Raw genomic sequence first — 23960 nt, forward strand, 5'->3', positions numbered from 1 at the left:
CAGCTCGAAGGGTCCCATCGGGTAGCCCAGCGCGGTCCGCGCGGCGGTGTCGATGGCCTCGACCCCGGCGTAGCCGCCCTCGAGGAGGCCGATCGCCTCGTCGCGTACGGCCCCGAGGAGACGGTTGGCGACGAAGCCCGGGATCTCGTCGTCGAGCACCACCGGGGTCTTGCCGAGACGTTTCACGAACTCCAGCGCTTCCTCGACGGTGACGTCCGCGGTCTGCGGCCCGCGCACCACCTCCACGCACGCCATCACCAGGGCGGGGTTGAAGAAGTGCAGGTTGAGGAACCGGTCCGCGCGGGCGGTCGCGGAGGCCATCGAGGACGGTACGAAGCTGGAGGAGTTGCTGGCCAGCAGCGTCCGCGCGGGGCAGAGCCCGTCCAGCCGCGCGAAGAATGCCCGCTTGAGCGGGAGCCGCTCCACGATCGCCTCGATCACCAGGTCGACGTCGGCGGTCTCCTCGGTCAGGTCCGTGGTGAGGGCCAGGCGGCCGAGGGCAGCCTCGACCTCCTCGGCGGGCCGGCGGCCCTTGGCGACCTGGCGGTCGAGCCGCGTGCGCAGATCGACAAGTGCACGGTCGAGCGCGCCCCGGTCGATGTCGTAGAGGGTGACCTCGCACCCGGCGAGCGCGGCGACCATCGCGATCTGCGATCCCATGGCCCCGGAGCCCGCGACGAGAACCTTCTCGATCATCGTCCGCTCCACTCCGGCGCCCGCTTGGCCAGGAAGGCCTCCGCTCCCTCACGCTTGTCGTCGGTCGTGTAGAGCAGCGACTGGGCCAGCTGCTCCACGACGAGTCCGGTACGCCGGTCGGCATCCATCCCGGTGCGGATGACCGTCTTCGCCAGCCGGACCGCCAGCGGCCCCTTGGCCAGGATGGACCGCGCCACCTCGTGTGCCGTCGGGAGCAGTGCGCCGGGCTCGGTGACACGCGTGACCAGGCCCGCGGCGAGCGCGTCCTGCGCGCCGAGCATGTCGCCGGTCAGGATCAGGTCGATCGCGCGGCCGACGCCGACGAGCCGGGCGAGCCGCTGCGTGCCGCCGGCACCGGGCAGGACCGACAGGTTGGTCTCGGGGAGGCCGAACCGCGCGGTGTCGGCCGCGATCCGGATGTCGCACGCCATCGCGAGCTCGCAGCCTCCGCCGAGGGCGTACCCGTTGACCGCGGCGATGGTGGGCTTCTCGTACGTCTCGACCTCGTCGTAGAGCCGCTGCATCGAGGACGCCAGGCCGGTGTGCAGGTCGTAGCTCTGCAGTTGGCCGATGTCCGCACCCGCGGCGAAGGCCTTCTCCCCGGCGCCGGTCAGCACCACGGCGCCGACGGTGTCGTCGTTGCGACAGGCGTCGAGGGCGGCGCGCAGGTCGGTCTGGACCTGGGCGTTGATCGCGTTGCGGACCTCGGGCCGGTTGAGCGTGATCACCGCGACGCGGTCGCTGACCTCGACGAGGAGGGTCTCGTAGGTCGTCATGGGGTCTCCAGGAGTAGTGAGATGCCCTGGCCGACGCCGATGCACATGGTGGCGACGGCGCGGCGGGCGCTGCGTACGGACAGCTCGATGGCGGCGGTGAGGGCGAGCCGGCCACCGCTGGCGCCGAGCGGGTGGCCGAGCGCGATCGCGCCGCCGTTGGGGTTGACGTGGTCGGCGTCGTCGGGGAGCCCGAGCTCGCGGGTCACCGCGAGCGCCTGCGCGGCGAAGGCCTCGTTGAGCTCGATCACGTCGACGTCGCCGAGCGTGAGCCCGGCACGGTCGAGGAGTTTGCGGGTGGCCGGGACCGGGCCGATACCCATGATCCGGGGCGGTACGCCGGCGACGGCCGCTCCGCTCACCCGGGCCAGCGGGGTGAGACCGTAGGTGGAGACGGCCCGCTCGGAGGCCAGCAGCACCACGGCGGCCCCGTCGTTGACGCCCGAGGAGTTTCCCGCGGTGATCGAACCGTTCTCGACGATCGGCCGCAACGCGCCGAGCTTCTCGAAGGTCGTCGAGCGCGGGTGCTCGTCGGCGTCGACGATGACCGGGTCGCCGCTGCCGCGAATAGGCACCGGGACCGGGGTGATCTCTCGTGCCAGCCGTCCGTCTGCGATCGCCTTCGCGGCCCGCTCCTGGGAACGGAGCGCGAACGCGTCCTGGTCGTCCCGGCTGATCTCGCGCTCGGTGGCGAGGTTCTGAGCGGTCTGCGGCATCGCCTCGGTGCCGTAGGCGGCCGCCATGGCGGTGTTCACGAACCGCCACCCGATGGTGGTGTCGTGCACGTCGTTGCTGCGTGACCACGCTCCGGCGGCCTTCGGCATCACCCACGGGGCCCGGGTCATCGACTCCACCCCGCCGGCGACCACCAGATCGGCGTCGCCGGCCCGGATCATCCGGGCGCCCTGCGCGACCGAGTCCAGGCCCGAACCGCACAACCGGTTGACCGTGCCTCCCGGCACGTCGACCGGGAGGCCGGCGAGCAGCCCGGCCATCCGGGCGACGTTGCGGTTGTCCTCGCCGGCCTGGTTGGCGCAACCGAGGAGCACGTCGTCCAGGCGTGCCCAGTCGACCGTGGCGTACCGGTCGACCAGATGGCCGATCACATGGGCGGCTAGGTCGTCCGGCCGGACCGCGGCCAGCGCGCCGGCGTACCGCCCGAAGGGAGTACGCAGCCCGTCGACCAGATAGGCGGTGCTCATCCCGCACCACCCGTGTCGTCGGAGACCTGCTCGCGCAGCTGGAACTTCTGGATCTTGCCGCTCGGGGTCTTGGGGAAGTCGTCGAGCACGACCAGCTTCTCGGGCCAGTACTGCTTGGCCACGCCCTTCTCGGCGAGGAACGCCTGCATCTTCTCCATCCCGAAGCCGTTGTGCCCGTTGCCGAGGACGACACAGGCGCACGCCCGCTCCTGAAGCCGCGGGTCGGGGATCGCGACGACGGCGACCGCGTCGATGTCCGGGTGCTCGTAGAGGACGTTCTCGATGTAGGCGACCGGGATGTTCTCCCCGCCCCGGATGATCACGTCCTTGGTGCGGCCCGAGATCCGGAGGTAGCCGTCGGGGTCGACGTAGGCCAGGTCGCCGGTGTCGAACCAGTCGCCCCGGTCGTCGGCCGCCGGTCGCAGCTGCTCGCGGATGAGCTCGAGCCGCTCGGCGTACCCCACGAAGAGGAAGGGTCCGCGGACCTGCAGGGCACCCTCCTCGCCGGCCGGCAGCTCCTCACCGGAGGTCACGTCGACGACCCGGATCTCCATCCCGGGCCACGGGAAGCCGTCGGTCTCGACGATCTTCTCCTCGGGGTCACCCGGGATGCCGATGGTGACCAGGCCCTCCTCGGACTGACCCCAACCGCCGACCACGACCAGGCCGGGCAGCTTCTGCTTGGCCTCACGGACCATCGCGCGCGGGATCGGAGCGCCCATGCAGCAGAAGCGCTCCAGCGAGCCGGTGTCGTGATCTGCCAGGTTGGCCGCGGTGATCAGGTCGTGCAGGAACGGCGTCGCGGCCGAGGTGTAGCTGATCCGGTGCTTCTCGATCAGCTCGACGAAGGCCTGCGGGTCCCAGACGTCCTGCAGGACGCAGGTCGCGCCGTTCTGCACGTTGAGCCGGGCGCCGTACAGGAAGCCGGTCAGGTGGGCCAGGGTCGAGGCCATGTGGAGCACGCTGTCGGCGGTGATGCCGAGCCGCTCCGGCAGCGGGTCGTTGGCCGCCACCATGGTGTTGTGCGTGTGCATCACGCCCTTCGGTTCCCCGGTGGTGCCCGAGGTGAAGATCAGCAGCGTGACGTCGTTGGGGTCGGGTCGCAGCTCGTCGAGGACCCGCGGATCCTGGTCGTCGCCCGCTGCCGCCAGGTCGGTCCAGGACCGCTCGCCGACCACGACCACCTCGGGATCGAAGTCCCACTCGCCGCGCAGCCGCTCGATCATCTCGGGATAGCGGAATCCGCGGAACTCGGTGGGAACCACGATCAGCTTCGACTTCGCCAGGCCGACCATGAAGCCGACCTCGCGCTCCCGGTAGATCGGGATCAGCGGGTTGCTGACCGCGCCGACCCGGGTCGCGGCGTAGTGGACCACGATCCACTCGATCCAGTTGGGCAGCTGGAAGGAGACGACGTCGCCCGGGCCGATGCCCTTGGCGTGCAGGCCCAGCGCCACCCGGTCGACCTCGGCCTCGAGCTCGGCGAAGGTGACCTGACGGCGGCTGTCGACGAAGGCGACCTTCTCCGGGGTGGCGGCGGCCGCCTCGGAGAGGAAGTCGGTGATGACCTTGTCGCGCCAGTGCCCGGCGCGGGTCTCCCGAGCGATGCGCTCGGGCGACAGAAGTGTCTCGAACATTCCAGTTCCCGTTCCTGAGCCGGGGTCAGCTCATGGTGAGGCCGCCGCTGACGCTGACGGTCTGGCCGGTGATGAAGGAGGCCTCGTCGGAGGCGAGGAAGGCGATCGCGTTGGCGAGGTCCTCGGGCTGGCCGAGGCGGCGCAGCGGGATCGCCTTCTGCAGCGCCTCGCGCAGCTTGTCGCCGCCCATCGAGGCGAACAGGGCGGTGTCGGTCGGTCCCGGGCACACGCAGTTCACGTTGACCTTGGCGCGGGCCATCTCGCGGGCCATCGCCTTGGTGAACGCGATGACGCCGCCCTTGGCGGCCGAGTAGACGGCCTCGCCGGAGGAGCCGACCCGGCCGGCGTCGGAGCCGAGGTTGACCACCTTTCCGAAACCCTGCTCCGCCATGATCGGCAGCACCTTCTTGGAGGTGTTGAGCACGCCGTAGAGGTTGATCTGGATGATCCGGTCCCAGGTCTCCGGCTCGGAGTCCACGAACGGCTCGCCCTTGTCCCAGCCCGCGTTGTTCACGAGTACGTCGATCCGACCGAGCTCGGCGAGGACCTGGTCCACCATCGCGTCCACCGAGTCGCGGTCGGTGACGTCGGTGCGGATGCCGATGGCACCGTTCCCGAGGGCCGACGCGGTCTGCTTCGCGGTCTCCTCGTTGATGTCGGTGACGACGACCGTCGCCCCCTCCGCACTGAGCTTGGCGGCGACGCCGGCGCCGATGCCCTGCCCGGCGCCGGTGACGATCGCGATCTTGTTGTCGAGCTTTCCCATGGTGCTGTCCCTTCGAGTGCGGGCTCAGGGCGCGTACGCGCGGCCGAGCAGGTTGCGGGAGATGACGAGCTTGGAGACCTGGGCGGTGCCGTCACCGATCTCCAGGCCGATGACGTCGCGCAGGCGCTGGCCGACCTTGTGCTCGGTCGAGTAGCCGATGTGTCCGAGGGTCAGCAGGCACTGGTGGATGACGTCGGTCGCGAGCTTGGGAGCCCAGAACTTCGCCATCGCGGCCTCGGCGCTGTGGTCGAGGTCGTTGTCCTTGCGCCAGAGCGCCTCGTAGCAGACGTGACGGGCCCCTGCGACGTACGTCGCCTGCTCGGCGAGCGGGAACGAGACGCCCTGGAAGGTGCCGATCGGCTTGCCGAACGCGACCCGGTCGCGTGACCACTGCAGCGCCTCGTCGAGGCTCTGCTGGGCGGCGCCCAGGCAGAGCAGCCCGATGATCGCCCGCGAGTAGTCGAAGCCCTGCATGACGGAGACGAACCCGCCGCCCTCCTCGCCGATCATGTCGGCGCGGGTGACCCGGACCCCGTCGAAGTGGATGGACGCTCGGCCGATGGCGCGGCTGCCGAGATCGTCGAACGCGGTCCGGGAGATGCCGGGGTCGGACATGTCGACCCAGAAGGCGCTGACCCCACGGGCACCATCTCCTCCGGTGCGCGCCAGCACCACGGCGCCGTCGGCGGCCATGCCCAGCGTGATCGAGGTCTTCTCGCCGTTGAGCACCCAGGCATCGGGCCCGTCAGGAACGGCCTTGAGCCCGAGACTGGCTGCGTCCGTACCGGCCCCCGGCTCGGTGATCATGATGCAGGGCACGCTCTCGCCGGACGCGATGCCCGGCAGCCACGCCTGCTTCTGCTCCTCGGTGCAGTTGCGCACCAGGATGTCGCTGATCAGCGCGGTGTTGATGATCAGGTAGCCGGCGTTGAAGTCGGCCCTGCCGACCTCCTCCGCGGCGATGCCCGCGATGACCGCGGTGGCGTCCTGGCCGCCGTACTCCTCCGGGATCCGCAGGCTGGTCAGACCCATCTGCGCCATGTCCAGGGCCTGCTGACGACGGAAGACCGCCGCCTTGTCATCGTCTTGATAGTGCGGCGCGAGGACCTTCTCGGCCCACCGGTGCACCTCGACACGGAAGGCTTCTTCGTCCTCGTCGAACCCGTAGTGCATGGTCTCTTCCTTCGCTCGCGGTGGCGGCTCAGTGCCAGTTGACGTGCGGGGCGAAGTCGGGCGTGCGCTTCTCGGCGAACGCGGTCGCTCCCTCCATGCCCTCGGGCGAGACGCCGAAGATGTCGAGGGCGCTCATCGCCAGGTTCGACAGCCCGGCCTGGTGGTCGGTGTCGGCGTTGAAGGACTGCTTGAGGAAGCGGATCGCGGTCGGGCTGAGCGCCGAGACCTCCTCGCACCAGGACTTCGCCTCCTTCAGCAGCTCGTCGGCCGGGACGACCTTGTTGACCAGCCCCATGTCGAGGGCCTCCTGCGCGGAGTACTGCCGGCAGAAGAACCAGATCTCGCGGGCCTTCTTCTCGCCCACGACGCGGGAGAGGTACGCCGACCCGAACCCGGCGTCGAAGGAGCCGACGCGGGGGCCGGCCTGGCCGAAGCGCGCGGTCTCGCTGGCAATCGAGACGTCGGCGAGCACCTGCAGGACGTGGCCGCCGCCGATCGCGATGCCGTTGACCGCGGCGATGACCGGCTTGGGGATGTCGCGCATCAGCTTGTGGAGCTCCCCGATCCGGAAGCGGCCCAGCTCGGCGGGACCGTAGTCGCCGGTCTCGGCGCGCTGCTTGACGTCGCCGCCGGTGCAGAAGGCTTTCTCGCCCGAACCGGTCAGCACGACGGCTCGTACGTTCTCGTCTGACCAGGCCGCGTTGAAGGCGGCGATGAGCTCGTCGACCGTCTTCGCGCGGAACGCGTTGTAGCGGGCCGGCCGGTTGATCGTGATGATCCCGGCCGCGCCGTCGACCTCGTAGGTGATGTCCTCGAACTGGCTCACGACTGCCTCCACAGCAAAGAATGAATATTCGTTCAGTGGGAGTGAACGTATATTCATTTCCTGAGATGGTCAACGTCTCGCGAGGAGTTTTTGCCCTAGGATGAATCTCGATTCACCTCAGGAGGAGACCCATGTCAGAGCCCGCCACATCGATCAAGCCGCACGACGCCGCCCGGCAGGCGCTGGTCGAGCACCGCTCCCGCCAGCTGCTCGACGCGGCGGCTCGACTCATGGAGCGCGACGGCTCCGAGGCGGTCTCGATGCAGGCACTGGCGGCCGAGGCGGGCGTGAGTGTCGGCCTGATCTACCGCTACTTCGGCAGCAAGGACGACGTTCTCCTCGCCGTCATCACCGACGTGCTCGATGCCTTCTCGACCACGGTCCCGGCGGCGGTCGAGGAGGCGGGCGAGGATCCCGTACGCCGCCTGGCGGCCGCCTTCGCGGCCTACTGCCGCGTCATCGACTCCCATCGTCACGCCGCGTTGCTGACCTACCGCGAGTCCAAGTCGCTCGACGAGGCCGGGCGCGACCGGATCAAGCGCCTTGAGGTCGAGACCAGCGAGCCGCTGCGCGCCGCGGTGCGTGACGGGGTCGGGGCCGGGAAGCTGGTCGCCGCCGACCCGGACCTGGTCGCCTACAACCTGCTGCTGCTCGCGCACGCATGGGCGCTCAAGCACTGGTACTTCGAGCAGACCAGGACCCTCGACTCCTACATCCGCGACCAGCTCGCCCTCGCTCTACGGGCGATCCTGGCGGACGGCCTCGGCGACGCGTACGCCGATCTTCTCTCCGTCGGTCGCTGAGCCTGCCCGGGTCTGCATGGTCGCCGACCTACGGTGGATGACGTACGCGTCGAGAAGGAGACCGCATGTCGACCATCGCCGAACAGATCGTGTCCACCTTGTCCGCCAGCGGTGTCCGCCGCGTCTACGGGATCCCGGGTGACTCCCTCAACGGGTTCACCGACGCGCTCCGCAAGAACGGGGACATCAGCTGGATCCACGTACGGCACGAGGAGGCTGCCGCGTTCGCCGCTGCCGCCGACGCGGCCACCACGGGTGACCTCGCGGTGGTCGCCGGGAGCTGTGGACCTGGCAACCTGCACCTGATCAACGGGCTCTTCGACGCCAACCGCTCGCGGGTGCCGGTGCTCGCGATCGCCGCCCACATCCCGACCGCCGAGATCGGCACCGGCTACTTCCAGGAGACGCATCCGCAGGAGCTGTTCCGGGAGTGCTCGGTCTACACCGAGTACGTCGCCCAGCCGAGCCAGATGCCGCACGTGCTCGAGATCGCGATGCGTACGGCGGTCGAGAAGCAGGGGGTGGCGGTGCTGGTGATCCCCGGCGACGTCGCGCTGGCCGAGTCCGTGGTCGAGCGGACCGTCGAGATCCGTCCGACGCGCTCCCGCGTCATCCCCGAGGAGGACGCGATCAGGCGGGCGGCCGACCTGCTGAACGCGGGTGAGCGCGTCACCATCCTCGCCGGCGCCGGCTGTGCCGGCGCGCACGACGAGGTGGTGGCCCTGGCCGAGACGCTCGGTGCCCCGGTGGTGCACGCGCTTCGCGGGAAGGAGTTCCTGGAGTACGACAACCCCTACGACGTCGGGATGACCGGCCTGCTGGGCTTCGCCTCCGGCTATCGCGCGATGGAGCGGGCCGACACGCTGCTGATGCTCGGCACCGACTTCCCCTATCGACAGTTCTTCCCGAAGCGCGCGAAGACCATCCAGGTCGACGTACGCGGCGAGCAGCTCGGTCGTCGCCACCCGATCGAGCTCGGGTTGGTGGGGACGGTCAAGGACACGGCCTCGGCGTTGCTGCCGCTGCTCGACCGCAGTGATGACCGGCGGCACCTGGACGACTCCCTGGACCACTACCGCCGCACCCGGACCAAGCTCGACGAGCTTGCCACCCCGTCGAAGTCGAAGGCGCCGATCCATCCGCAGTACCTCGCTCGGCTGGTCGACCAGAGCGCCGCCGCCGACGCCGTCTTCATCCCCGACGTCGGGTCGCCGGTCGTCTGGGCGGCGCGCTATCTGACCATGAACGGCCGACGCCGGCTGATCGGCTCCTTCGCCCACGGCTCGATGGCCAACGCGCTGTCGCAGGCGGTCGGCGCCCAGGTCGCCCACCCGGGCCGGCAGATCGTCGCGCTCGCCGGTGACGGCGGGCTCACCATGCTGCTCGGCGAGCTGGTCACCCTCATCCAGAACCGGCTCCCGGTCAAGCTCGTCGTGTTCAACAACTCCTCGTTGAACTTCGTCGAGCTCGAGATGAAGGCTGCCGGCTTCGTCACCTACGGCACCGACCTGGTGAACCCGAACTTCGCCGACGTCGCCAACGCGATGGGCATCTACGCGCGTCGCGTCGAACGCTCCGAAGATCTCCCGGACGCGGTCGCCGACGTCCTCGGCCACAACGGCCCCGCGCTCCTCGATGTCGTCACCGAGCGCCAGGAGCTCTCCATCCCGCCCAACATCACCGCCGAGCAGCTCAAGGGCTTCACCCTCTACGCCCTGCGGTCGGTCATGTCCGGCCGAGGTGATGAGCTGATCGACCTCAGCAAGGCCAACCTCCGCCAGCTGTTCTGACGCCTAGCGGTCGCGTCCCGCGGTCTCGAGCAGGCGGAGCCAGATCTCGCTGATGGTGGGGTAGGCGGGGACCGCGTGCCAGAGGCGGTCCAGCGGGACCTCGCCGACGATCGCGATGGTGGCGGCGTGCAGGAGCTCGGAGATGTCCGGTCCGACCGCGGTGAAGCCGACCAGGATCTTGCGCTCCTCGTCGATGATCATCCGCGCCTGGCCGCGGTAGCCGTCCGCGTGCAGCGATGCGCCCGAGACCGAGCCGAGGTCGTAGTCGACGACGCCGACCTCGATGCCGGCCGCCTCGGCCGACTCGGCGGAGTGTCCGACGGCGACGACCTCGGGGTCGGTGAAGATCACCTGGGTGGTGGCGCGCTCGTCGGCGGTGGCGGCGTGACGCCCCCAGGTGCTCAGGTCGGGCTCCTCGCCGCGAGCACGTGCCGCGATCTGGTCGCCCAGCGCACGGGCCTGGTATTTCCCGTGGTGGGTCAGCAGCGCCCGATGGTTGACGTCACCAGCGGCATAGAGCCAGCCGTCCTCGAGCTGCCCGCTGTCGTCGACCACGGCCAGGGCGTCGTCGACCTTCAGCCAGCTGCCGGGCTCGAGACCGACGTGCTCGAGCCCGAGGTCCTTGGTGTTGGGGACCCGACCGGTGGCCACGAGGACCTCGTCCGCGGTCACCTCGGTGCCGTCGGAGAGAGTCACCCGCACGTCGCCGCCGTCATCACGCCGGGCCTCGGTCGCGCCGGCGTCCAGGTGGAGCGTGACCCCGTACGTCCGGAGCGCATCGGCCACCTGCTCACCCGCGAACTGCTCGACGCTCGGCAGCAGCCGGGTGCGCGAGATGAGAGTCACCTGCGACCCGAGGGCGCTGAAGGCGGTCGCCATCTCGGCGCCGACGACTCCGCCGCCGATGATCGCCAGGCGACCGGGCACGGACGTGGCGCCGGCGGCCTCCCGGTTGGTCCACGGGCCGGCCTCCTCCAGGCCGGGGATCGGCGGGATGAGGGAGGAGCTGCCCGTGGAGACGACCACGGCGTGGCGTGCCTCGAGATTCGTGGTCGTGCCGTCCTCAGCGGTGACCGTGACCGAACGGGTGCCGGTGATGCGCCCGTGTCCGCGGACCAGGGTGATCCCGGCGCCGGTCAGCCAGTCGACCTGGCCCGAGTCGTTCCAGTCGGAGGCGAAGGAGTTGCGCCGAGCGAACACGGCGGCGGGGTCGAGGGTGCCGGTGACCGCCTTGCCGGCAGCAGGAAGGGCCCGGGCGGCCCGCAGGGCCGCCGCGTCGCGGAGCAGCGCCTTCGTGGGCATGCAGGCCCAGTAGGAGCACTCGCCGCCGACGAGCTCGCTCTCGACGATGGCCGCGGTCAGGCCGCCCTGCACGACGCGGTCGGCGACGTTCTCGCCGGTCGGTCCGGCGCCGATGATGATGACGTCGACGGTCAGGTCTTGGCTGGAGCTCGTCATGTCAGTCGACCTTACCCGCGCGCCGGCTCAGCCGGAGGGCAGAGATCAGGAAGAAGATGCCGCCGAGCGTCGCGTAGCCCGCGAGGCCGGTGAGCGACGCCTTCGGGCCGGCGGCCATCAGGATGAAGCCGGTTCCGGCGAAGGTCGAGATCCCGCCGCTGAGGATCATCGCCCACTGACCACCGAGTCGGTAGCGGCGTACCGCGACGAAGAGCTGCACCAGGCCCGCGGTGATCGCCCAGGCGCCCCACACCCGCAGGATCCCCGGGATCCCGGAGGTGGCGGCGACGGCGACGCCGACAGCGGTGAGCAGGCTGAGCGCCATGTTGACGTAGAGCAGGACGCGCGGGCCGTCGGCGCCCGAGGTGCGGTGGTCGACCACCGCGGCCGCCACGTCGAACAGCGGGTAGATCACCAGCAGCGCGATGCTCGCGGCGTTGAGCGTCGTCGCGGTGAGTGCGACCAGGACGGCCCAGACGATCGCGAACCCGAAGCGGAAGAAGTAGAGCTTCGGCAGTGCGTGGGTCGGGGTGCTCAGTGTGCCGGAGTGACCGGTCTCGACGGAGGTGGACATCGGATCCCTTTCTCGGATCAAGCTGGGAGACAGAACGATCGTTCTACCTGAGTCGAGAGTCTGCACCAGCCGATCGACAAATGCAAGACCGATCGTTCTGTCTGCTACCGTCGAGACAACGTAGAACGAGAGGAATGGCGGATGTCTGAGGCCCGGGATCGACTGCTCACCACGGCGAGCCGGCTCTTCTACACCGAGGGTCTGCACTCGGTCGGAGTCGATCGCGTGATCGCCGAGGCGCAGGTCACGCGGGCAACGCTCTATCGGCACTTCCGGAGCAAGGACGACCTCGTCGTGGCGTACCTGACGCAGGCCGACGAGGCGATCCGGGCGCGCGTGGACGCCGCCCGGTCAGAGGTCGAGGACCCCGACGACCTCATCCGGACCGTCGGCCGGTCGATCGCCGCGGACATCCAGAGCGAGGGATTCCGGGGTTGCGCGTTCCTCAACGCCGCGGCCGAGTATCCGGACCCGGCGCACGTGGTCCATCAGGCGGTGCTCGAGCACCGGCAGTGGTTCCTGGCCACGATGACCGAGCTCTTCGCGGCCACCGGGAAGCCTGATTCGGAGTTCGCCGGCCGCCACTTCGTCATGCTGCGAGACGGTGCGATGGCGGCCGGCTGTCTGACCGATCCGGCCCCGGTGGGCGAGACGTTCCTGCGAGGGCTCGAAGGACTTCTCACCTACCGGAGCAGCCTGGGGTCAGCGCTCAGCTGACGCCGTTGTCGGCGAGGAACTCCTTGGCGACGGTGGCCGGGTCGGCCTTGTCGACCTGGACCTTGGCCAGTGCCTCGGTGAGGTTGGCGGTGGTCAGCGCCTCGGAGACCGCGTTAAGCGCCGTCTCGGCGTCGCTGCTGAGCGCGTCGGAGCGGATCAGCGGGACGACGTTCTGGGAGAGGAAGAGGTTCTTCGGGTCCTCCAGGACGACCCATCCGCTGGTCGGGATCTGGGAGTCGGTGGAGAAGACGTTGGCGACGTCGATGTCGCCCTTCTCCAGCGCGCCCTTGACCAGCGGGCCGCCGGCGTCGAGCGGCTTGAACTCCTTGAAGGTGACCCCGTAGACGTCCGTCAGGCCGACGACGCCCTGGTGGCGCTCCTTGAACTCCGGGCCGGCGCCCAGCGAGAGGTCCTTCGCGACCGGCGCGAGGTCCTCGATGCTGGTCAGCGAGTACTTCGAGGCCGTCTCCTTGGTGACGGTGAGGGTGTCCTTGTCCTCGGCCTCGGACTGCGGCAGGGTCTCGGTTCCCTCCGGCAGGACGTCCTGGAGCGCCTCGTAGACGTCCTCGGGGGCGGAGATGTCGTCGGGCACGCCGTCGGGCTTCAGGTAGGCCAGCAGCGCTCCGTTGTACTCCGGCAGCAGGTCGATGTCGCCGCTCTTGAAGGCCTCCATGTAGACCTCGCGGGACCCGATGTTGGGCTTGGTCTCGACCTTGACGCCCTCGGCCTCGAGAGCCTGGGCGTACATCTCCATGAGCAGCTCGCTCTCGGGGAAGTTGGCCGAGCCGACGACGATCGTGCCGCCGCCCGAGTCGGAGTCCGATCCGGAGTCGAGCGGGTCACCGCCGCAGGCGGTCAGGGTGCCTGCCACGGCGAGCGTCGCGAACAGGTACGCGGTGGTGCGGATTCGGCGGGACATTGAGATACCTCTCGGTTGCTGGATGGGTCAGCCGGCGGGTTCGGGTTGCGGTTCGGGGCGGGCGATGGTCGGACGGTCTCGGGCGCCGCGGCCGTCGACGCCGGGCGAGACGAGGAGCCGCTGCGCACCGGCGAGTGCCAGGTCGATCACCACCGCGAGCACCGCGATCACGATCGCGCCGGCGACCACCTGGTCGTACTGGAGCGTCGCCAGCCCGTCGAAGAGATAGCGACCGAGGCCGCCGAGACCGACGTACGCGGCGATGGTCGCGGTCGAGACCACCTGGAGCGACGCGTTGCGCAGGCCGCCGATGATGATCGGCAGCGCGATCGGGACCTCGACGCGCCAGGCGATCTGGGCCTCGGTCATGCCGACACCTCGCGCCGCGTCGACGGTCTCGTCGGCGACGGACTGGATGCCGGCGTACGTCGTGGCGAGGATGGGTGGGATGGCGAGCACGACCAGCGCGATCGTCACCGGGACCAGGCCGATCCCGACCAGGCCGAGCGCGAGCATGAGCACGCCGAGGGTCGGCAGCGCGCGGCCGGCGTTGCCGAGGTTGATGGCGACGAGCGCGCCGCGGCCGGTGTGGCCGATCAGCAGGCCGATCGGGAACGCGATCACTGCGGCGATGGTCAGGGCGAGAATCGTGTAGCCGAGGTGCTCGAGGATGCGCTGGGGGAATCCGTCGGGGCTGGTCAGCGACCAGTTGGCGGCGTCGAGCAGATAGTCGAGACTCATCGGGCACCCGCTCGCGCCCATGGGGTGATCCCGCGCTGGAAGGCGACGATGAGGAGGTCGGCGACGACCGCGAGGGCGACCGAGAGGACCAGCCCGATGATGATCGGCGGCAGGTAGAAGCCGAGCTGGAACCCTCGGGTGAAGAGCTGCCCGAGGCCGCCGATGCCGATCAGGGCCGCGATGCTGACCATGCTCACGTTGGCCACCGTCGCCACCCGCAGACCCGTCAGGATCACCGGCATCGCCAGCGGCAGCTGGACCGTGAACCAGCGGCGTAGGGGCCGATAGCCCATCGCGGTGGCGGCCTGCAGCACGGTGGTGTCGACCGCGTCGAGACCGTCGGCGGTCGTGCGGACGAGCAGGGCGAGCGAGTAGAGCGTGAGCGCGATGACCACGTTGAGCGGGTCGAGGACGCTGGTGCCGAGGATGCCCGGGAGCAGCAGGAGCAGGGCCAGCGACGGGACGGTGTAGATCACGCTGCCGGCGGCGAGCGCGATGTGGCGCGCCGGGCCGTAGCGATGGACCAGGGCGCCGAGCGGCAGCGCGAGGACGAAGGCGATCGCCACCGGCAGGAGCGCGAGCCAGATGTGCTGGACGAGCGCGGTGAGGACGTCGTCGCCGTTGGTCTGGAGGTAGCGCCAGATGTCGCTCACCCGGCCTCCTCCGTGGCCGGCGCGGACGTGGCCAGGGCCGTCAGCCGCTCCCGCTGCTGCGAACGTACGCTCCCGGCGAGGTCCTCGAGCAGGACCAGGCCGTCGGCGCGACCCTCGGCGTCGACGCGGATCGCGGCGCCGGCGGGCGAGAGGATGACCAGGTCCGTGACCGTACGCAGGTTGGCGCCGTCGCTGAAGGTGCCTTCGGTCGGGAGGAGCCCGTCGGGACCGCGCCAGCCCAGCGGTCGGCCGTCGTGGTCGACCTCGAGGGCGAGCCCGTCGACGCCGTGGTCGATGGGCGTGAGCGCGACCGAGCTCCCGTCGGCGAAGCCGAGGCCCCGGAAGCCGCGGTCGCGACCGACGAGCGAGGCGACGAAGTCGTCGGCAGGGGCGGCGAGGAGATCGGCGGGCGCGGCGAACTGGGCCAGGCGGGCGCGTTGGGCGAAGACGGCGACCTTGTCGCCGAGCCGGATCGCCTCGTCGATGTCGTGGGTGACCAGGACGATCGTCTTGCCGAGCTCGCCCTGGAGCCGGAGCAGCTCCTGCTGGAGGTCGTCGCGTACGACCGGGTCGACGGCCGAGAACGGCTCGTCCATGAGTAGCACCGGCGGGTCGGCCGCGAGCGCCCGGGCGACGCCGACGCGCTGCTGCTGTCCCCCCGAGAGCTGGGCCGGGTAGCGCTCGCCGAGGTCGGCTGCGAGCCCGACGCGCTCGAGCAGGTCGAGGGCGCTCGTGCGGGCCTCTCGACGGGAGATGCCCTGCAGGATCGGGACGGTCGCGACGTTGTCGAGGACCGTGCGGTGCGGGAAGAGCCCGGCGCCCTGGATCACGTAGCCGATGTCGCGCCGCAGCTGTGCCTCCGGGCGGCTGGTGACGTCGTCACCGTCGATCAGGATCCGGCCGGAGCTCGGCTCGATCATCCGGTTGATCATCCGCAGCGCGGTCGTCTTGCCACATCCCGACGGCCCGACGAGCACGGTGATCTGCCCGGTGTCGACCGTCAGGGAGAGGTCTTCCACCGCAACGGTGCCGTCCGGATAGCGCTTGGTCACGCCCTCGAACTCGATCACAGCCACCGCTCCTGTCTGTCGTTCTTCATCTGCGGACGCCGTTGCACAAGATCATCAGCCTGCCAGATCGGCGGACGGAACCGAAGATGTTAAACAGAAAAGGAAAGTCGGTCTCGGTGTCCGATCCTCGCCCCTCGGTGCTTGAAATGTGCCACATCTCCCCTGGCCTGTCGGTCAACCGGGGCCCGACGCCCGAGATGTCGCCACGTCCACGCTGCGGTCGCTCAGTCCTCGATCGGGCGCAGCTCGTCGGCGTAGGAGACCGAGACGCGGCGCATCACGCCGTCGTCGCTGATCGCGTACTGCCCCATCCGCCACAGCGGCGGCGAGTAGGCATGGATCGAGACCGAGCCGTCGACCGCGCCGCTCATCCGGTGGATGTGGTCGGGCCCGAAGCCGAAGCTGCCACCCGCGCCGACCTCCCGTTGCACGGGCTCGCCGCCGAACCTCGGCTGCAGCTCGAAGACCGATCCGTGGGTGACCGCGACCGCGCCCGAGGAGATGTCGTGGTCGTGCCAGCCGGTGTCGTCGACGGTGTTCCAGCACAGCAGCCATACGTCGATGTCCTTGTCGCGGTGGAGTGAGACGTAGTGGCGACCGCCGGTGTCGTGGCGCGCCAGGTGCTCCCACCGCTCGGGGTGTGCGGCGAGCTCGTCGACCCAGGCACGCAGCTCGCCGGGAGCGAGCGTACGTCCCGGCAGATCGGGAAGGTCCGCGGCGCTCAGCACCCCATCGACGGTGGGCCCGGTCACGGTCGGTTCGGTGATGGTCATCGGTGTCCTCCGGTGAGCAGATGGTGCGGGTTGACGACGAAGATCGCCCGGCTCAGGGCCTCGCCGAGGCCGTACTGATCGCCTCGGGCTCCGCCTCGGCCGTGGCCGATCGGCTCGGCGTAGGGCCGGTCCGAGCCGTTCACCAGCGGGTCGACGCCGACGACGCGGGACATCGCGTCGATCGCCTGGGTGCCGTAGGACGAGGTCTCGTAGTAGACGTGCCGGTCGATCGCGCCGAGGCTCCCGCCGCGCTGCGCGAGGCGCTCGTGGTGCAGCGGCGCGAGTCCGGCCAGCCCCACGAACGCGATCCGCAGGGTCGGCAGCAGCGACCGCCCCGCGACGTGCCAGGAGTGCCACGCGGCGCTCTGCTGGGCGACGTACGAGGTCAGGGCGGGCCACCAGCCGGGCACGTCGGTCGGTGTGCCCGGGCCGGCGGGTCCCGGGTGCACGAGGACGGGCAGGTCGGCCTGCTGGGCGGTCGCGAGCACCGGCGCGAGGGCCTCGAGCGCGGACGGGGTCGCCAGCGCGGTCGCCGGCACCTGGAGGCCGTGGACGCGGTCGTGCGCCAGGGTCTTCGCGAGGCCGTCGAGGTCCGGTTCGACGAGGGCCGGCGCGGCCCACAGCCCGTAGTCGGCGGGCAGGTCGTCGGCGAAGCCGTGCCAGGCGTCGAGCAGCCGGTGCGCCTCGGCGGGGGCGAGCGACTCGATCCCCAGCGGGCTGGAGAGCGACAGCAGGACGAGCCCGTCCTCCTGCGTCGCGCGACGGGTGAGATCGTGATCTTCCGGGTCGACGGAGTAGGGCGGCTCCCCGTCGAGGTGGAGCACCCAGCCGTCGAGGTACGGAGGCTGCCGCCGGCGGCGCAGCTCCTCGACCAACCCCGGCGGCCACAGGTGCTGGTGGACGTCGACCGTGGGCTTCATGGGCTAAGTCAATAGGTTTAGTTGTTATTAAGCAAGCCTGCCACGGTGAGGCACCATGGCGGGATGACCGACACCAACACCCAGATCCTGCTCCGCGCCCGCCCGATCGGTGAACCGACCGCCGAGGACTTCTCGATCGCCACCTCCGAGGTGCCGACGCCTGCGGACGGCGAGGTGCTGCTGCGTACGAAGTTCCTCTCGCTCGACCCCTACATGCGCGGGCGGATGAGCGATGCGCCGTCGTACGCCGAGCCGACCGCCCTGGGCGACGTGCTGCCCGGCGCCACGGTCGCCGAGGTGGTGGAGTCGCGCGATCCGTCGCGGCAGGTCGGCGACGTGGTGCTGGCGTACGGAGGCTGGCAGGCGTTCTCCGTCGCGCCGGCCAAGCACACCCGCCGCCTCGATCCGTCCCTCGCGCCGGTCTCCACCGCGCTGGGTGTGCTGGGGATGCCGGGGTTCACGGCGTACGCGGGGCTGACCCAGATCGGTCAGCCGAAGCCCGGCGAGACCGTCGTGGTGGCGGCTGCGACTGGTCCCGTCGGCGCCACGGTCGGACAGATCGCGAAGATCCTCGGTTGCCGCGCGGTCGGCATCGCCGGCGGCCCGGAGAAGGCCGCGCACCTGACCGAGCTCGGCTTCGACGCCGCCCTCGACCACCGGGCGCCCGACTTCAAGGAGCAGCTGAAGGCGGCGGTCCCGGACGGGATCGACGTCTACTTCGAGAACGTCGGCGGGCACGTGTGGAACGCCGTGCTGCCGCGGCTGAACAAGTTCGCCCGGGTGCCGGTCTGCGGGATCGTCGCGCACTACAACGACACCGCCGCTCCCGAGGGGCCCGACCGAGCGCCCGGTCTGATGCGGCACGTGCTCAACAAGTCGCTGCTGATCAGGGGTTTCATCCAGGACGAGTTCGTCCGCGATCACCAGAAGGCGTTCCTCACCGAGGCGGCCGGCTGGTTGGCCGAGGGCAAGCTGCGCTACCGCGAGGACATCACCGAGGGGCTCGAGAACGCGCCTGCCGCATTCAACCGGATGCTCCGGGGTCAGAACTTCGGCAAGACGGTGATCCAGGTCAGCTGACCCGGCTCACTCGCCGCCCGAGGACGCCGACGAGGTGTCCTCCGGCGGCGCCGCTCCGGTGTCGTCCTTGGCCGGCGCGGGAAGGTTGGGATACGCCTCGTCGTCGGGGTTGTAGAGGCTCGCCACGAACGTCTCGGCCTCGGCCACGGTGGGAATCGCGGTCTCGTATTGGGCGGTGGTGCAAGCATTCAGCACCGCGTCGTAGGTCGCGCTGTCGCTCTCCGAGGTGACACTCGGGTATACGACCGCGATGGCGTCCTTGCAGCGGCTCTCGACGGTGGCGACAGGCTCCGGCTCCTCCGTGGTCGGCGGATCCGTGGGCGTCGGAGTCGGGGTGGGCGTCGGGGTCGGCGTCGGCGACTCGGTCTCGCCACCCGACGAGTTGTCGTCGGGGTCGGAGCCGCCCGTGTTGTTGCCGGTGGGGGACGGCGACTTGCTCGGCGCCGGACTCTCGACGGGATCCTTGACCGGAGTCTTGACCGGCGCGGCCTTGGTCTCCGACTTGGTCGTCGGCTTGACGGTGTTCGAGGTGACCGGGAGCGGGGAGGCAGTGGGCCGCATCGACGAGGTGGACCCGTCCACGCTCGGCGAGCCGGGGAACTCGCCGCTGCGGTACTGCCCCGCGATCTTCAGCACCGCCTCGACGTACGTATCGCTCTGGTTGTAGCGGTAGACCGCGGACTGGGCGCCGGAGTCGGTGCTGACGTCCTCGGTGCCGGCGCAGAGGTAGGCAGCGGTGGCAACGGCGGAGTCGTCGATGTCCTGGGGGTCGCGGCGGTTGTCGCCGTCACCGTCGGTGCCGACGATGGTCCAGGTGGAGGGGATGAACTGCATCGGGCCGACCGCGTGGTCGTAGACCGTGTCGTGGTCGTAGAGGCCGTTGTCGGTGTCGCGGATTGCCGCGAAGTTGCCGGCGCCGTTGAGCTGCGGGCCGATGATCGCGGGGAGGGCGAGACCGTTGGAGTTGAGCTCGCTGCCGCCGAAGCGGCCGTGGTTGCTCTCGACCATGCCGATCGCGGCGACCAGCGCCCAGTCGATGCGGCAGGAGGCGTCGGCGTCGTTGAGCACGGTGGCCGAGCGCTGGTACGCAGCCAGGGCGACCGGCGGGATCGACAGCTCCTCGGCGTTGGAGGCCAGCCTCACGGCGTCGGTCGGGGTCAGGTTCTTCACGCCACCCAGGCCGCCGGCGATGCCGAGGGGGTCCTGAAGAGCGCCCGGATCGGGCAGCTCAGGCTGCTGATGACCGGTGTCGAGGTTCCCCTCGGTCGGGGCCGCGACCGCGAAGGCAGCGGTCAGCGCGACGGCGGCAACGGCCCGAGGCCCGATGCTGGTCAGCGCCGCTGTACTGATGCTTCTGGCCCAGAATTTTCGGGGTTCTTTGGTCATGCCGGTCTCACCTCTTCCACGCGTGGGGTACGTGTCCGTCCCCTGAGCCTACCCAGGTATCCCATTTCTGCGCCGTGCAATTAAAAATCCCCCCACCTTGGTGATGAACGGCCACGGTCGAGCCACCTGACGTTGGGCTGGTGTTCCTCGATACGCCGCCTGGTCTCACCTTGCGCCTGTCACCGTGGACGACATGACTGAACGGACTCGTCTGTGGATGGTTCCGCTGGTCGCGGCCGCGGGGTGGGGTGTCGGTTTCCTGCCCCAGCTCGTCCAGCCGCAGCCGCTGCTGCTCGCCCCGATGGTCGCCGAGCTGGTCTCGTTCGCGCTGCTCGCCGCCGCGCTCGGTGGGCTCGCCGCCGGGCTGCGTCCGGACCGCCGGCTGCTCAGTGCCGTGCTCGCCGGCACCGGTGTCGTGGCCGCGGCCTTCCTGGGGCTGACCTTCGCTGCCGGACCGGTGGCGACCGACCCGTCGATGCTGACCCACCTGATCGCCATCGCCGCGATCACGACGGCCGCCGGTCTCGCCGCCGGGATCGCGGCGAGCCTCGGCCCGTGCGTGCTGCGGGCGCCGATGCTGGCCGCGCCGGCCGTCTGCGTACCTTTCTGGCTCGACGGGATGCTCCCCGGCGAGCTGCCGTCGTCGGTGATCGACGCGCTGCTGGCGGCCGCGCTGGTGACCGTGCTCGTGACCTCCGTACGCCGCGCCGTCGATCTCGTCGCCTGGGTGCCCGCCTGGATCCTGGGCTGGGCGATGCAGACGCTGCTGACCGTGCTGGTCGCCATCGGCGTACTCATCCAGGAGGGCCGATCGGTCGACGCCGGGCTGCTCTCCTCGCACCTGGTCTACTTCCACGAGCGCTGGAACGAACCTGCGGTGCACTACCCCGCCGGCTGGGCGCTCGCCGGAGTGCTGGCACTGGCGTTGGTGGCGTGGAGGCTGCGTGACACCCTTCGGGTGTGAAACGGACTCTCATCACCGGAGGCACCCGCGGGATCGGTGCTGCTGTCGCTCGTCTGCTGGCTGCTGAGGGCCACTCCCTCGTGCTCGGCTACCTCTCCGACGAGGCTGCTGCCGTGGCGACGCGGGACGAGGTCCGGGCGCAGGGCGTCTCCTGCGAGATCGTGAGCGCGGACATCACCACCGACGCCGGGATCGCCGCGCTCTTCGAGACCGCCGGTCCGCTCACGGGCGTGGTCAACAACGCCGGCGCGACCTACCGCTACGCACCCCTCGTCGACACTCCCGCGGACGAGATCCGCAGGACGTACGCCGTCAACCTGGTCGGTCCCACGCTGGTCGCCCGAGCAGCGGTGTCGGCGCTCGCCGAGGGTGGCGTGATCGTCAACATCTCCTCGGGTGCCGCCACGCTCGGATCACCGGGGGAGTACGTCCACTACGCCGCCGCGAAGGCCGGGATCGACGCGCTCACCAAGGGTCTCGGGCTCGAGGTCGCCCCGCTCGGCATCCGGGTCGTCGCGGTCGCTCCCGGGCTCACCGAGACCGACATGCACGCCAACACCGGCGACCCCGACCGGATCGCGCGGATGGCGCCCCAGATCCCGATCGGCCGTGCGGGCTCGCCCGACGAGGTCGCCGAGGCGGTCGCCTGGCTGATGAGCGACAAGGCCTCGTACGTCACCGCGACGACACTGCGGGTGACCGGCGGGCGGTGATGTCAGTGATGTCACGGGACGGCGGCGTACCTCGTCCTGGTTGGCATGAACATCATCTTGTGGATCGTGACGATCTTTCTCGCTGCCGGTTTCCTGGCCGGTGGACTGGCGATGCTGCTGCTGTCGAAGGAGCGGTTCCGCAACACGTTCGACGGGTGGCGCTACGCCGATGACTTCCCCGACGGCTTCCTCAAGGTCGTCGGCGTGATGAAGCTGCTGGCCGCCGCCGGGCTGATCCTGCCCGCCGTGACCGGGGTCGCGACGTGGCTGGTGCCGCTCGCCGCTCTCGGACTGGTGCTGCTGATGACCGGCGCGACGACCACTCGCATCATCCGCAGGGAGTGGGGTGCCGCCGTCGGTGACCTCGTCTTCTGGTCGCTGGCGGCCTTCGTCGCCATCGGTCGGCTCGAGGTCGTGCCGCTCTGATCGCTCGTGTCGCGAGACGAGCGGACCTCGATGCCGCACAATCTCCTCATGAGGCCCCAGGTGGTCGCGCATCGCGGCGCCAGTCATGAGATCGCAGAGCACACCCTGGCTGCGTACGTCGCAGCCCTTGATGCGGGTGCGGACGCCTTGGAGTGCGACGTACGTCTGACCATGGACGGTCATCTCGTCTGCGTGCACGACCGGCATCTGCGCCGGATCGGCGCGCGTGGGCTGGTCTCGGAGATGACCCTCGCCGAGCTGCAGGCGATCGACTTCGCGGCCTGGAAGAACGGGTTCTGGGACGGCGAGGACGAGCCGCCGGACCGGGACATGCGAGGGGTGCTCACGCTGCACCGGCTGCTGCGGGTCGTGCGGGACTACGGCCGGCACGTCGAGATGGCGATCGAGACCAAGCACCCCACGCGCTACGGCGGGCTGACCGAGGGCCGCCTGGTCGACGTGCTCAACGACTTCGGCTGGGCGGGCCCGGGCAGCCCGGTGCGGGTGATGAGCTTCTCCTTCACGGCACTGCAGCGGGTGGAGCGGCTGGCACCGGGCGTACCTCTGGTCCAGCTCATCGACCGCGCCGCGAACTGGTCGCTCCTGCGGCACGCGATCGGCCCGGACTGGTGGCTCGGCGCGGGCATCGAGATGCTCACCGCTCACCCGAAGCTCGGGCGGCGGTTGGCGTCGAAGGGCCGCAACCTCCACGTCTACACGGTCAACACCGAGGAGCAGCTCAAGCTCTGCCTCGACCTCGGGGTCAAGGCGGTCATCACCGACCGGCCGGGGTTCATGCTGGAGCTGCTCGGCCGCTGAGGCGCGCGTGTAACACGCTGTTCGTAGGACTATCCGGTCGTTCTGATAGGGCGAGTAGTCCTACGAACGACGTGTTACATGGGGAACGGGCCCGGCAGGTTAGGGTTCGGACGTGGCCAAGAAGTCCCGAGTCAAGAACCGTCAGGCGGCTGCGGCCCCGACGGACGGTCCCAACCCGCGTGCGGCCTGCCCGTGCGGGTCCGGCAAGCGCTACAAGGCGTGCCACGGTGCCGCTGGCGGCGCGTTCGTGGGGCGCCCGTTCGAGGGCCTGCCCGGCGAGTGCGACCTGGTCGCGCTGCGCGAGCTGGTGCCCTCGGCGACGGTGTCGCTGACGGTGAAGGGCTTCGAGTCGACCCCCGTCACGCTGGGCACCCTGCTGCCCGGCGCCGCGCCGGCGATGTCCCGCGACTCGGGCGAGGTCTGGGCCGGGCTGCAGGTGCAGCACAACTACGGTGACGTGTCGCGCGACATCGCCGCGGCACTGCTCCAGGCGCTGGAGGCGCGTGCCGCCGACGAGTCCGGCATCTTCGGCCTGACCGCGGCGCCGGGCGAGGGCCCGCGTCTGCAGGACCTGGTGACCGACTCGTCGCTGGACGTCAACGTCCACGAGGGTTTCGACTGGTGGCTCGCGGACGTCGAGGACAAGGGCGACTTCGAGCACGCGCTCGAGCACGCCAACGAGTCGGTGCTGCCGACGGCGCGACTGACCTCGGTCGAGGCTGCGTACTGGACCTCGGTGGGCTCCAAGGAGCACCTGCGCTGGGTGATGCCCGAGCCCGAGGACGCCCTGCTGACCGCGCTCGCGCGGCTGCACGTGACCGGCGACGACGTGATCGTCCCCGACGCCCGTTTCGTCGGCATGTTCCGTGCCCACGGTCTGCTCGCCCCCGTCTGGGACCTGCCGGTCGGCACCGGCGCCGAGGCGCTCGAGGAGCCTGCGGTGGCGTTCAAGAAGCTGCTCGACGAGGCCCTCGCCGACGACTCCGAGATCACCCCGGAGGTCCGCTCGGCTCGCGCCGGGCTCGCCAACCGTCAGGTCACCATCCGCTGACGGTGTGGATGCTGACCGAGGTACCTCGGT

24 protein-coding genes and 1 pseudogene are annotated in these 23960 nt (G+C 70.2%); 9 read left to right on the forward strand and 16 right to left on the reverse strand.

Going from position 1 to position 23960, the window contains the following annotated elements:
* Positions 1–24: 24 nt before the first annotated feature.
* The 7 genes and pseudogenes from ACFV9G_RS10325 to ACFV9G_RS10355 form a co-directional block, all read right to left on the reverse strand.
* Positions 25–696 (reverse strand): annotated as a pseudogene (locus ACFV9G_RS10325) (3-hydroxyacyl-CoA dehydrogenase family protein); the annotation flags it as partial.
* Positions 693–1472 carry an enoyl-CoA hydratase/isomerase family protein gene (locus tag ACFV9G_RS10330; RefSeq protein ID WP_378727354.1) on the reverse strand — a complete coding sequence of 260 codons (780 nt, stop codon included), beginning with the start codon at positions 1470–1472 and terminating at the stop codon, positions 693–695. The gene ACFV9G_RS10330 and the pseudogene ACFV9G_RS10325, both read right to left, overlap by 4 nt.
* Positions 1469–2671, reverse strand: a complete 1203-nt coding sequence (pcaF, locus tag ACFV9G_RS10335) for a 3-oxoadipyl-CoA thiolase (protein WP_378727355.1) — start codon at positions 2669–2671, stop codon at positions 1469–1471. Before pcaF ends, ACFV9G_RS10330 begins: the two co-directional genes overlap by 4 nt.
* Positions 2668–4308 carry an AMP-binding protein gene (locus ACFV9G_RS10340; RefSeq protein WP_378727356.1) on the reverse strand — a complete coding sequence of 547 codons (1641 nt, stop codon included), beginning with the start codon at positions 4306–4308 and terminating at the stop codon, positions 2668–2670. Before ACFV9G_RS10340 ends, pcaF begins: the two co-directional genes overlap by 4 nt.
* 25 nt (positions 4309–4333) lie before the next feature.
* Complete coding sequence (locus ACFV9G_RS10345; RefSeq protein WP_378727357.1) at positions 4334–5074, reverse strand: SDR family NAD(P)-dependent oxidoreductase; 741 nt, start codon at positions 5072–5074, stop codon at positions 4334–4336.
* A 24-nt stretch (positions 5075–5098) separates the two neighbouring features.
* Positions 5099–6247 carry an acyl-CoA dehydrogenase family protein gene (locus ACFV9G_RS10350; RefSeq protein ID WP_378727358.1) on the reverse strand — a complete coding sequence of 383 codons (1149 nt, stop codon included), beginning with the start codon at positions 6245–6247 and terminating at the stop codon, positions 5099–5101.
* 28 nt (positions 6248–6275) lie between these two features.
* Positions 6276–7073: an enoyl-CoA hydratase-related protein gene (locus ACFV9G_RS10355; RefSeq protein ID WP_378727359.1), complete on the reverse strand. Its 798-nt coding sequence runs from the start codon at positions 7071–7073 to the stop codon at positions 6276–6278.
* Between the two features lie 131 nt (positions 7074–7204).
* Between ACFV9G_RS10355 and ACFV9G_RS10360 the strand changes: the two genes are divergently transcribed.
* Together ACFV9G_RS10360 and poxB are read left to right on the forward strand one after the other, a co-directional pair.
* Positions 7205–7876: a TetR/AcrR family transcriptional regulator gene (locus ACFV9G_RS10360; RefSeq protein WP_378727360.1), complete on the forward strand. Its 672-nt coding sequence runs from the start codon at positions 7205–7207 to the stop codon at positions 7874–7876.
* 65 nt (positions 7877–7941) lie between these two features.
* Positions 7942–9666 (forward strand): ubiquinone-dependent pyruvate dehydrogenase, encoded by a 1725-nt coding sequence (gene poxB / locus ACFV9G_RS10365; protein ID WP_378727361.1) that lies wholly within the window; start codon positions 7942–7944, stop codon positions 9664–9666.
* A gap of 3 nt (positions 9667–9669) precedes the next feature.
* On the opposite strand, the gene ACFV9G_RS10370 is transcribed toward poxB, so the two are convergent.
* Both ACFV9G_RS10370 and ACFV9G_RS10375 read right to left on the reverse strand, forming a co-directional pair.
* A complete protein-coding gene (locus ACFV9G_RS10370; protein ID WP_378727362.1) occupies positions 9670–11124 on the reverse strand; it encodes a dihydrolipoyl dehydrogenase family protein in 1455 nt (484 codons plus the stop codon).
* 1 nt (position 11125) lies between these two features.
* A complete protein-coding gene (locus ACFV9G_RS10375) occupies positions 11126–11698 on the reverse strand; it encodes a hypothetical protein (protein ID WP_378727363.1) in 573 nt (190 codons plus the stop codon).
* Between the two features lie 141 nt (positions 11699–11839).
* Between ACFV9G_RS10375 and ACFV9G_RS10380 the strand changes: the two genes are divergently transcribed.
* On the forward strand, positions 11840–12415 hold the full coding sequence (locus tag ACFV9G_RS10380; protein ID WP_378727364.1) for a TetR/AcrR family transcriptional regulator: 576 nt from the start codon (positions 11840–11842) through the stop codon (positions 12413–12415).
* On the opposite strand, the gene ACFV9G_RS10385 is transcribed toward ACFV9G_RS10380, so the two are convergent.
* The 6 genes from ACFV9G_RS10385 to ACFV9G_RS10410 form a co-directional block, all read right to left on the reverse strand.
* On the reverse strand, positions 12408–13334 hold the full coding sequence (locus ACFV9G_RS10385) for an ABC transporter substrate-binding protein (RefSeq protein ID WP_378727365.1): 927 nt from the start codon (positions 13332–13334) through the stop codon (positions 12408–12410). The two genes, ACFV9G_RS10380 and ACFV9G_RS10385, sit on opposite strands and share 8 nt — an antisense overlap.
* Positions 13335–13361: 27 nt before the next feature.
* Complete coding sequence (locus ACFV9G_RS10390; protein WP_378727366.1) at positions 13362–14075, reverse strand: ABC transporter permease; 714 nt, start codon at positions 14073–14075, stop codon at positions 13362–13364.
* Positions 14072–14728, reverse strand: coding sequence for an ABC transporter permease (locus ACFV9G_RS10395; RefSeq protein WP_378727367.1), 657 nt, complete (start codon positions 14726–14728; stop codon positions 14072–14074). The genes ACFV9G_RS10390 and ACFV9G_RS10395 overlap by 4 nt, the downstream gene beginning before the upstream one ends.
* Positions 14725–15798, reverse strand: coding sequence for an ABC transporter ATP-binding protein (locus ACFV9G_RS10400; RefSeq protein WP_378727368.1), 1074 nt, complete (start codon positions 15796–15798; stop codon positions 14725–14727). Before ACFV9G_RS10400 ends, ACFV9G_RS10395 begins: the two co-directional genes overlap by 4 nt.
* Before the next feature lie 224 nt (positions 15799–16022).
* Positions 16023–16571, reverse strand: coding sequence for a cysteine dioxygenase (locus tag ACFV9G_RS10405; RefSeq protein ID WP_378727369.1), 549 nt, complete (start codon positions 16569–16571; stop codon positions 16023–16025).
* Positions 16568–17491 carry an amidohydrolase family protein gene (locus tag ACFV9G_RS10410; RefSeq protein ID WP_378727370.1) on the reverse strand — a complete coding sequence of 308 codons (924 nt, stop codon included), beginning with the start codon at positions 17489–17491 and terminating at the stop codon, positions 16568–16570. The genes ACFV9G_RS10405 and ACFV9G_RS10410 overlap by 4 nt, the downstream gene beginning before the upstream one ends.
* A gap of 63 nt (positions 17492–17554) precedes the next feature.
* On the opposite strand from ACFV9G_RS10410, the gene ACFV9G_RS10415 reads away from it, so the two are divergent.
* Positions 17555–18571 (forward strand): NADP-dependent oxidoreductase, encoded by a 1017-nt coding sequence (locus ACFV9G_RS10415; RefSeq protein WP_378727371.1) that lies wholly within the window; start codon positions 17555–17557, stop codon positions 18569–18571.
* A gap of 6 nt (positions 18572–18577) precedes the next feature.
* On the opposite strand, the gene ACFV9G_RS10420 is transcribed toward ACFV9G_RS10415, so the two are convergent.
* Positions 18578–19957: a lytic transglycosylase domain-containing protein gene (locus ACFV9G_RS10420; protein ID WP_378727372.1), complete on the reverse strand. Its 1380-nt coding sequence runs from the start codon at positions 19955–19957 to the stop codon at positions 18578–18580.
* Between the two features lie 193 nt (positions 19958–20150).
* On the opposite strand from ACFV9G_RS10420, the gene ACFV9G_RS10425 reads away from it, so the two are divergent.
* From ACFV9G_RS10425 to ACFV9G_RS10445, 5 genes are all read left to right on the forward strand, one after another.
* The gene (locus ACFV9G_RS10425) at positions 20151–20921 is read left to right on the forward strand and encodes a hypothetical protein (protein WP_378727373.1); all 771 of its coding nucleotides are present in this window, start codon (positions 20151–20153) and stop codon (positions 20919–20921) included.
* On the forward strand, positions 20918–21634 hold the full coding sequence (locus ACFV9G_RS10430) for an SDR family NAD(P)-dependent oxidoreductase (RefSeq protein ID WP_378727374.1): 717 nt from the start codon (positions 20918–20920) through the stop codon (positions 21632–21634). Before ACFV9G_RS10425 ends, ACFV9G_RS10430 begins: the two co-directional genes overlap by 4 nt.
* A gap of 45 nt (positions 21635–21679) precedes the next feature.
* Positions 21680–22060 (forward strand): DoxX family protein, encoded by a 381-nt coding sequence (locus tag ACFV9G_RS10435; protein ID WP_378727375.1) that lies wholly within the window; start codon positions 21680–21682, stop codon positions 22058–22060.
* A gap of 48 nt (positions 22061–22108) precedes the next feature.
* Positions 22109–22879, forward strand: a complete 771-nt coding sequence (locus ACFV9G_RS10440; RefSeq protein ID WP_378727376.1) for a glycerophosphodiester phosphodiesterase — start codon at positions 22109–22111, stop codon at positions 22877–22879.
* A 112-nt stretch (positions 22880–22991) separates the two neighbouring features.
* Positions 22992–23930, forward strand: coding sequence for a DUF5926 family protein (locus ACFV9G_RS10445; RefSeq protein WP_378727377.1), 939 nt, complete (start codon positions 22992–22994; stop codon positions 23928–23930).
* Positions 23931–23960 lie beyond the last annotated feature (30 nt).

Origin of the sequence: Nocardioides sp. NPDC059952, assembly GCF_042730435.1 — a bacterium.
Classification (GTDB): Bacteria; Actinomycetota; Actinomycetes; order Propionibacteriales; family Nocardioidaceae; genus Nocardioides.

Coding starts and splice junctions, on each gene's coding strand:
- ACFV9G_RS10330 (WP_378727354.1), bottom strand. CDS start 1,472: ATGACGACCTACGAGACCCTCCTCGTCGAGGTCAGCGACCGCGTCGCG.
- pcaF (WP_378727355.1), bottom strand. CDS start 2,671: ATGAGCACCGCCTATCTGGTCGACGGGCTGCGTACTCCCTTCGGGCGG.
- ACFV9G_RS10340 (WP_378727356.1), bottom strand. CDS start 4,308: ATGTTCGAGACACTTCTGTCGCCCGAGCGCATCGCTCGGGAGACCCGC.
- ACFV9G_RS10345 (WP_378727357.1), bottom strand. CDS start 5,074: ATGGGAAAGCTCGACAACAAGATCGCGATCGTCACCGGCGCCGGGCAG.
- ACFV9G_RS10350 (WP_378727358.1), bottom strand. CDS start 6,247: ATGCACTACGGGTTCGACGAGGACGAAGAAGCCTTCCGTGTCGAGGTG.
- ACFV9G_RS10360 (WP_378727360.1), top strand. CDS start 7,205: ATGTCAGAGCCCGCCACATCGATCAAGCCGCACGACGCCGCCCGGCAG.
- poxB (WP_378727361.1), top strand. CDS start 7,942: ATGTCGACCATCGCCGAACAGATCGTGTCCACCTTGTCCGCCAGCGGT.
- ACFV9G_RS10370 (WP_378727362.1), bottom strand. CDS start 11,124: ATGACGAGCTCCAGCCAAGACCTGACCGTCGACGTCATCATCATCGGC.
- ACFV9G_RS10375 (WP_378727363.1), bottom strand. CDS start 11,698: ATGTCCACCTCCGTCGAGACCGGTCACTCCGGCACACTGAGCACCCCG.
- ACFV9G_RS10380 (WP_378727364.1), top strand. CDS start 11,840: ATGTCTGAGGCCCGGGATCGACTGCTCACCACGGCGAGCCGGCTCTTC.
- ACFV9G_RS10385 (WP_378727365.1), bottom strand. CDS start 13,334: ATGTCCCGCCGAATCCGCACCACCGCGTACCTGTTCGCGACGCTCGCC.
- ACFV9G_RS10390 (WP_378727366.1), bottom strand. CDS start 14,075: ATGAGTCTCGACTATCTGCTCGACGCCGCCAACTGGTCGCTGACCAGC.
- ACFV9G_RS10405 (WP_378727369.1), bottom strand. CDS start 16,571: ATGACCATCACCGAACCGACCGTGACCGGGCCCACCGTCGATGGGGTG.
- ACFV9G_RS10410 (WP_378727370.1), bottom strand. CDS start 17,491: ATGAAGCCCACGGTCGACGTCCACCAGCACCTGTGGCCGCCGGGGTTG.
- ACFV9G_RS10415 (WP_378727371.1), top strand. CDS start 17,555: ATGACCGACACCAACACCCAGATCCTGCTCCGCGCCCGCCCGATCGGT.
- ACFV9G_RS10420 (WP_378727372.1), bottom strand. CDS start 19,957: ATGACCAAAGAACCCCGAAAATTCTGGGCCAGAAGCATCAGTACAGCG.
- ACFV9G_RS10425 (WP_378727373.1), top strand. CDS start 20,151: ATGACTGAACGGACTCGTCTGTGGATGGTTCCGCTGGTCGCGGCCGCG.
- ACFV9G_RS10435 (WP_378727375.1), top strand. CDS start 21,680: ATGAACATCATCTTGTGGATCGTGACGATCTTTCTCGCTGCCGGTTTC.
- ACFV9G_RS10440 (WP_378727376.1), top strand. CDS start 22,109: ATGAGGCCCCAGGTGGTCGCGCATCGCGGCGCCAGTCATGAGATCGCA.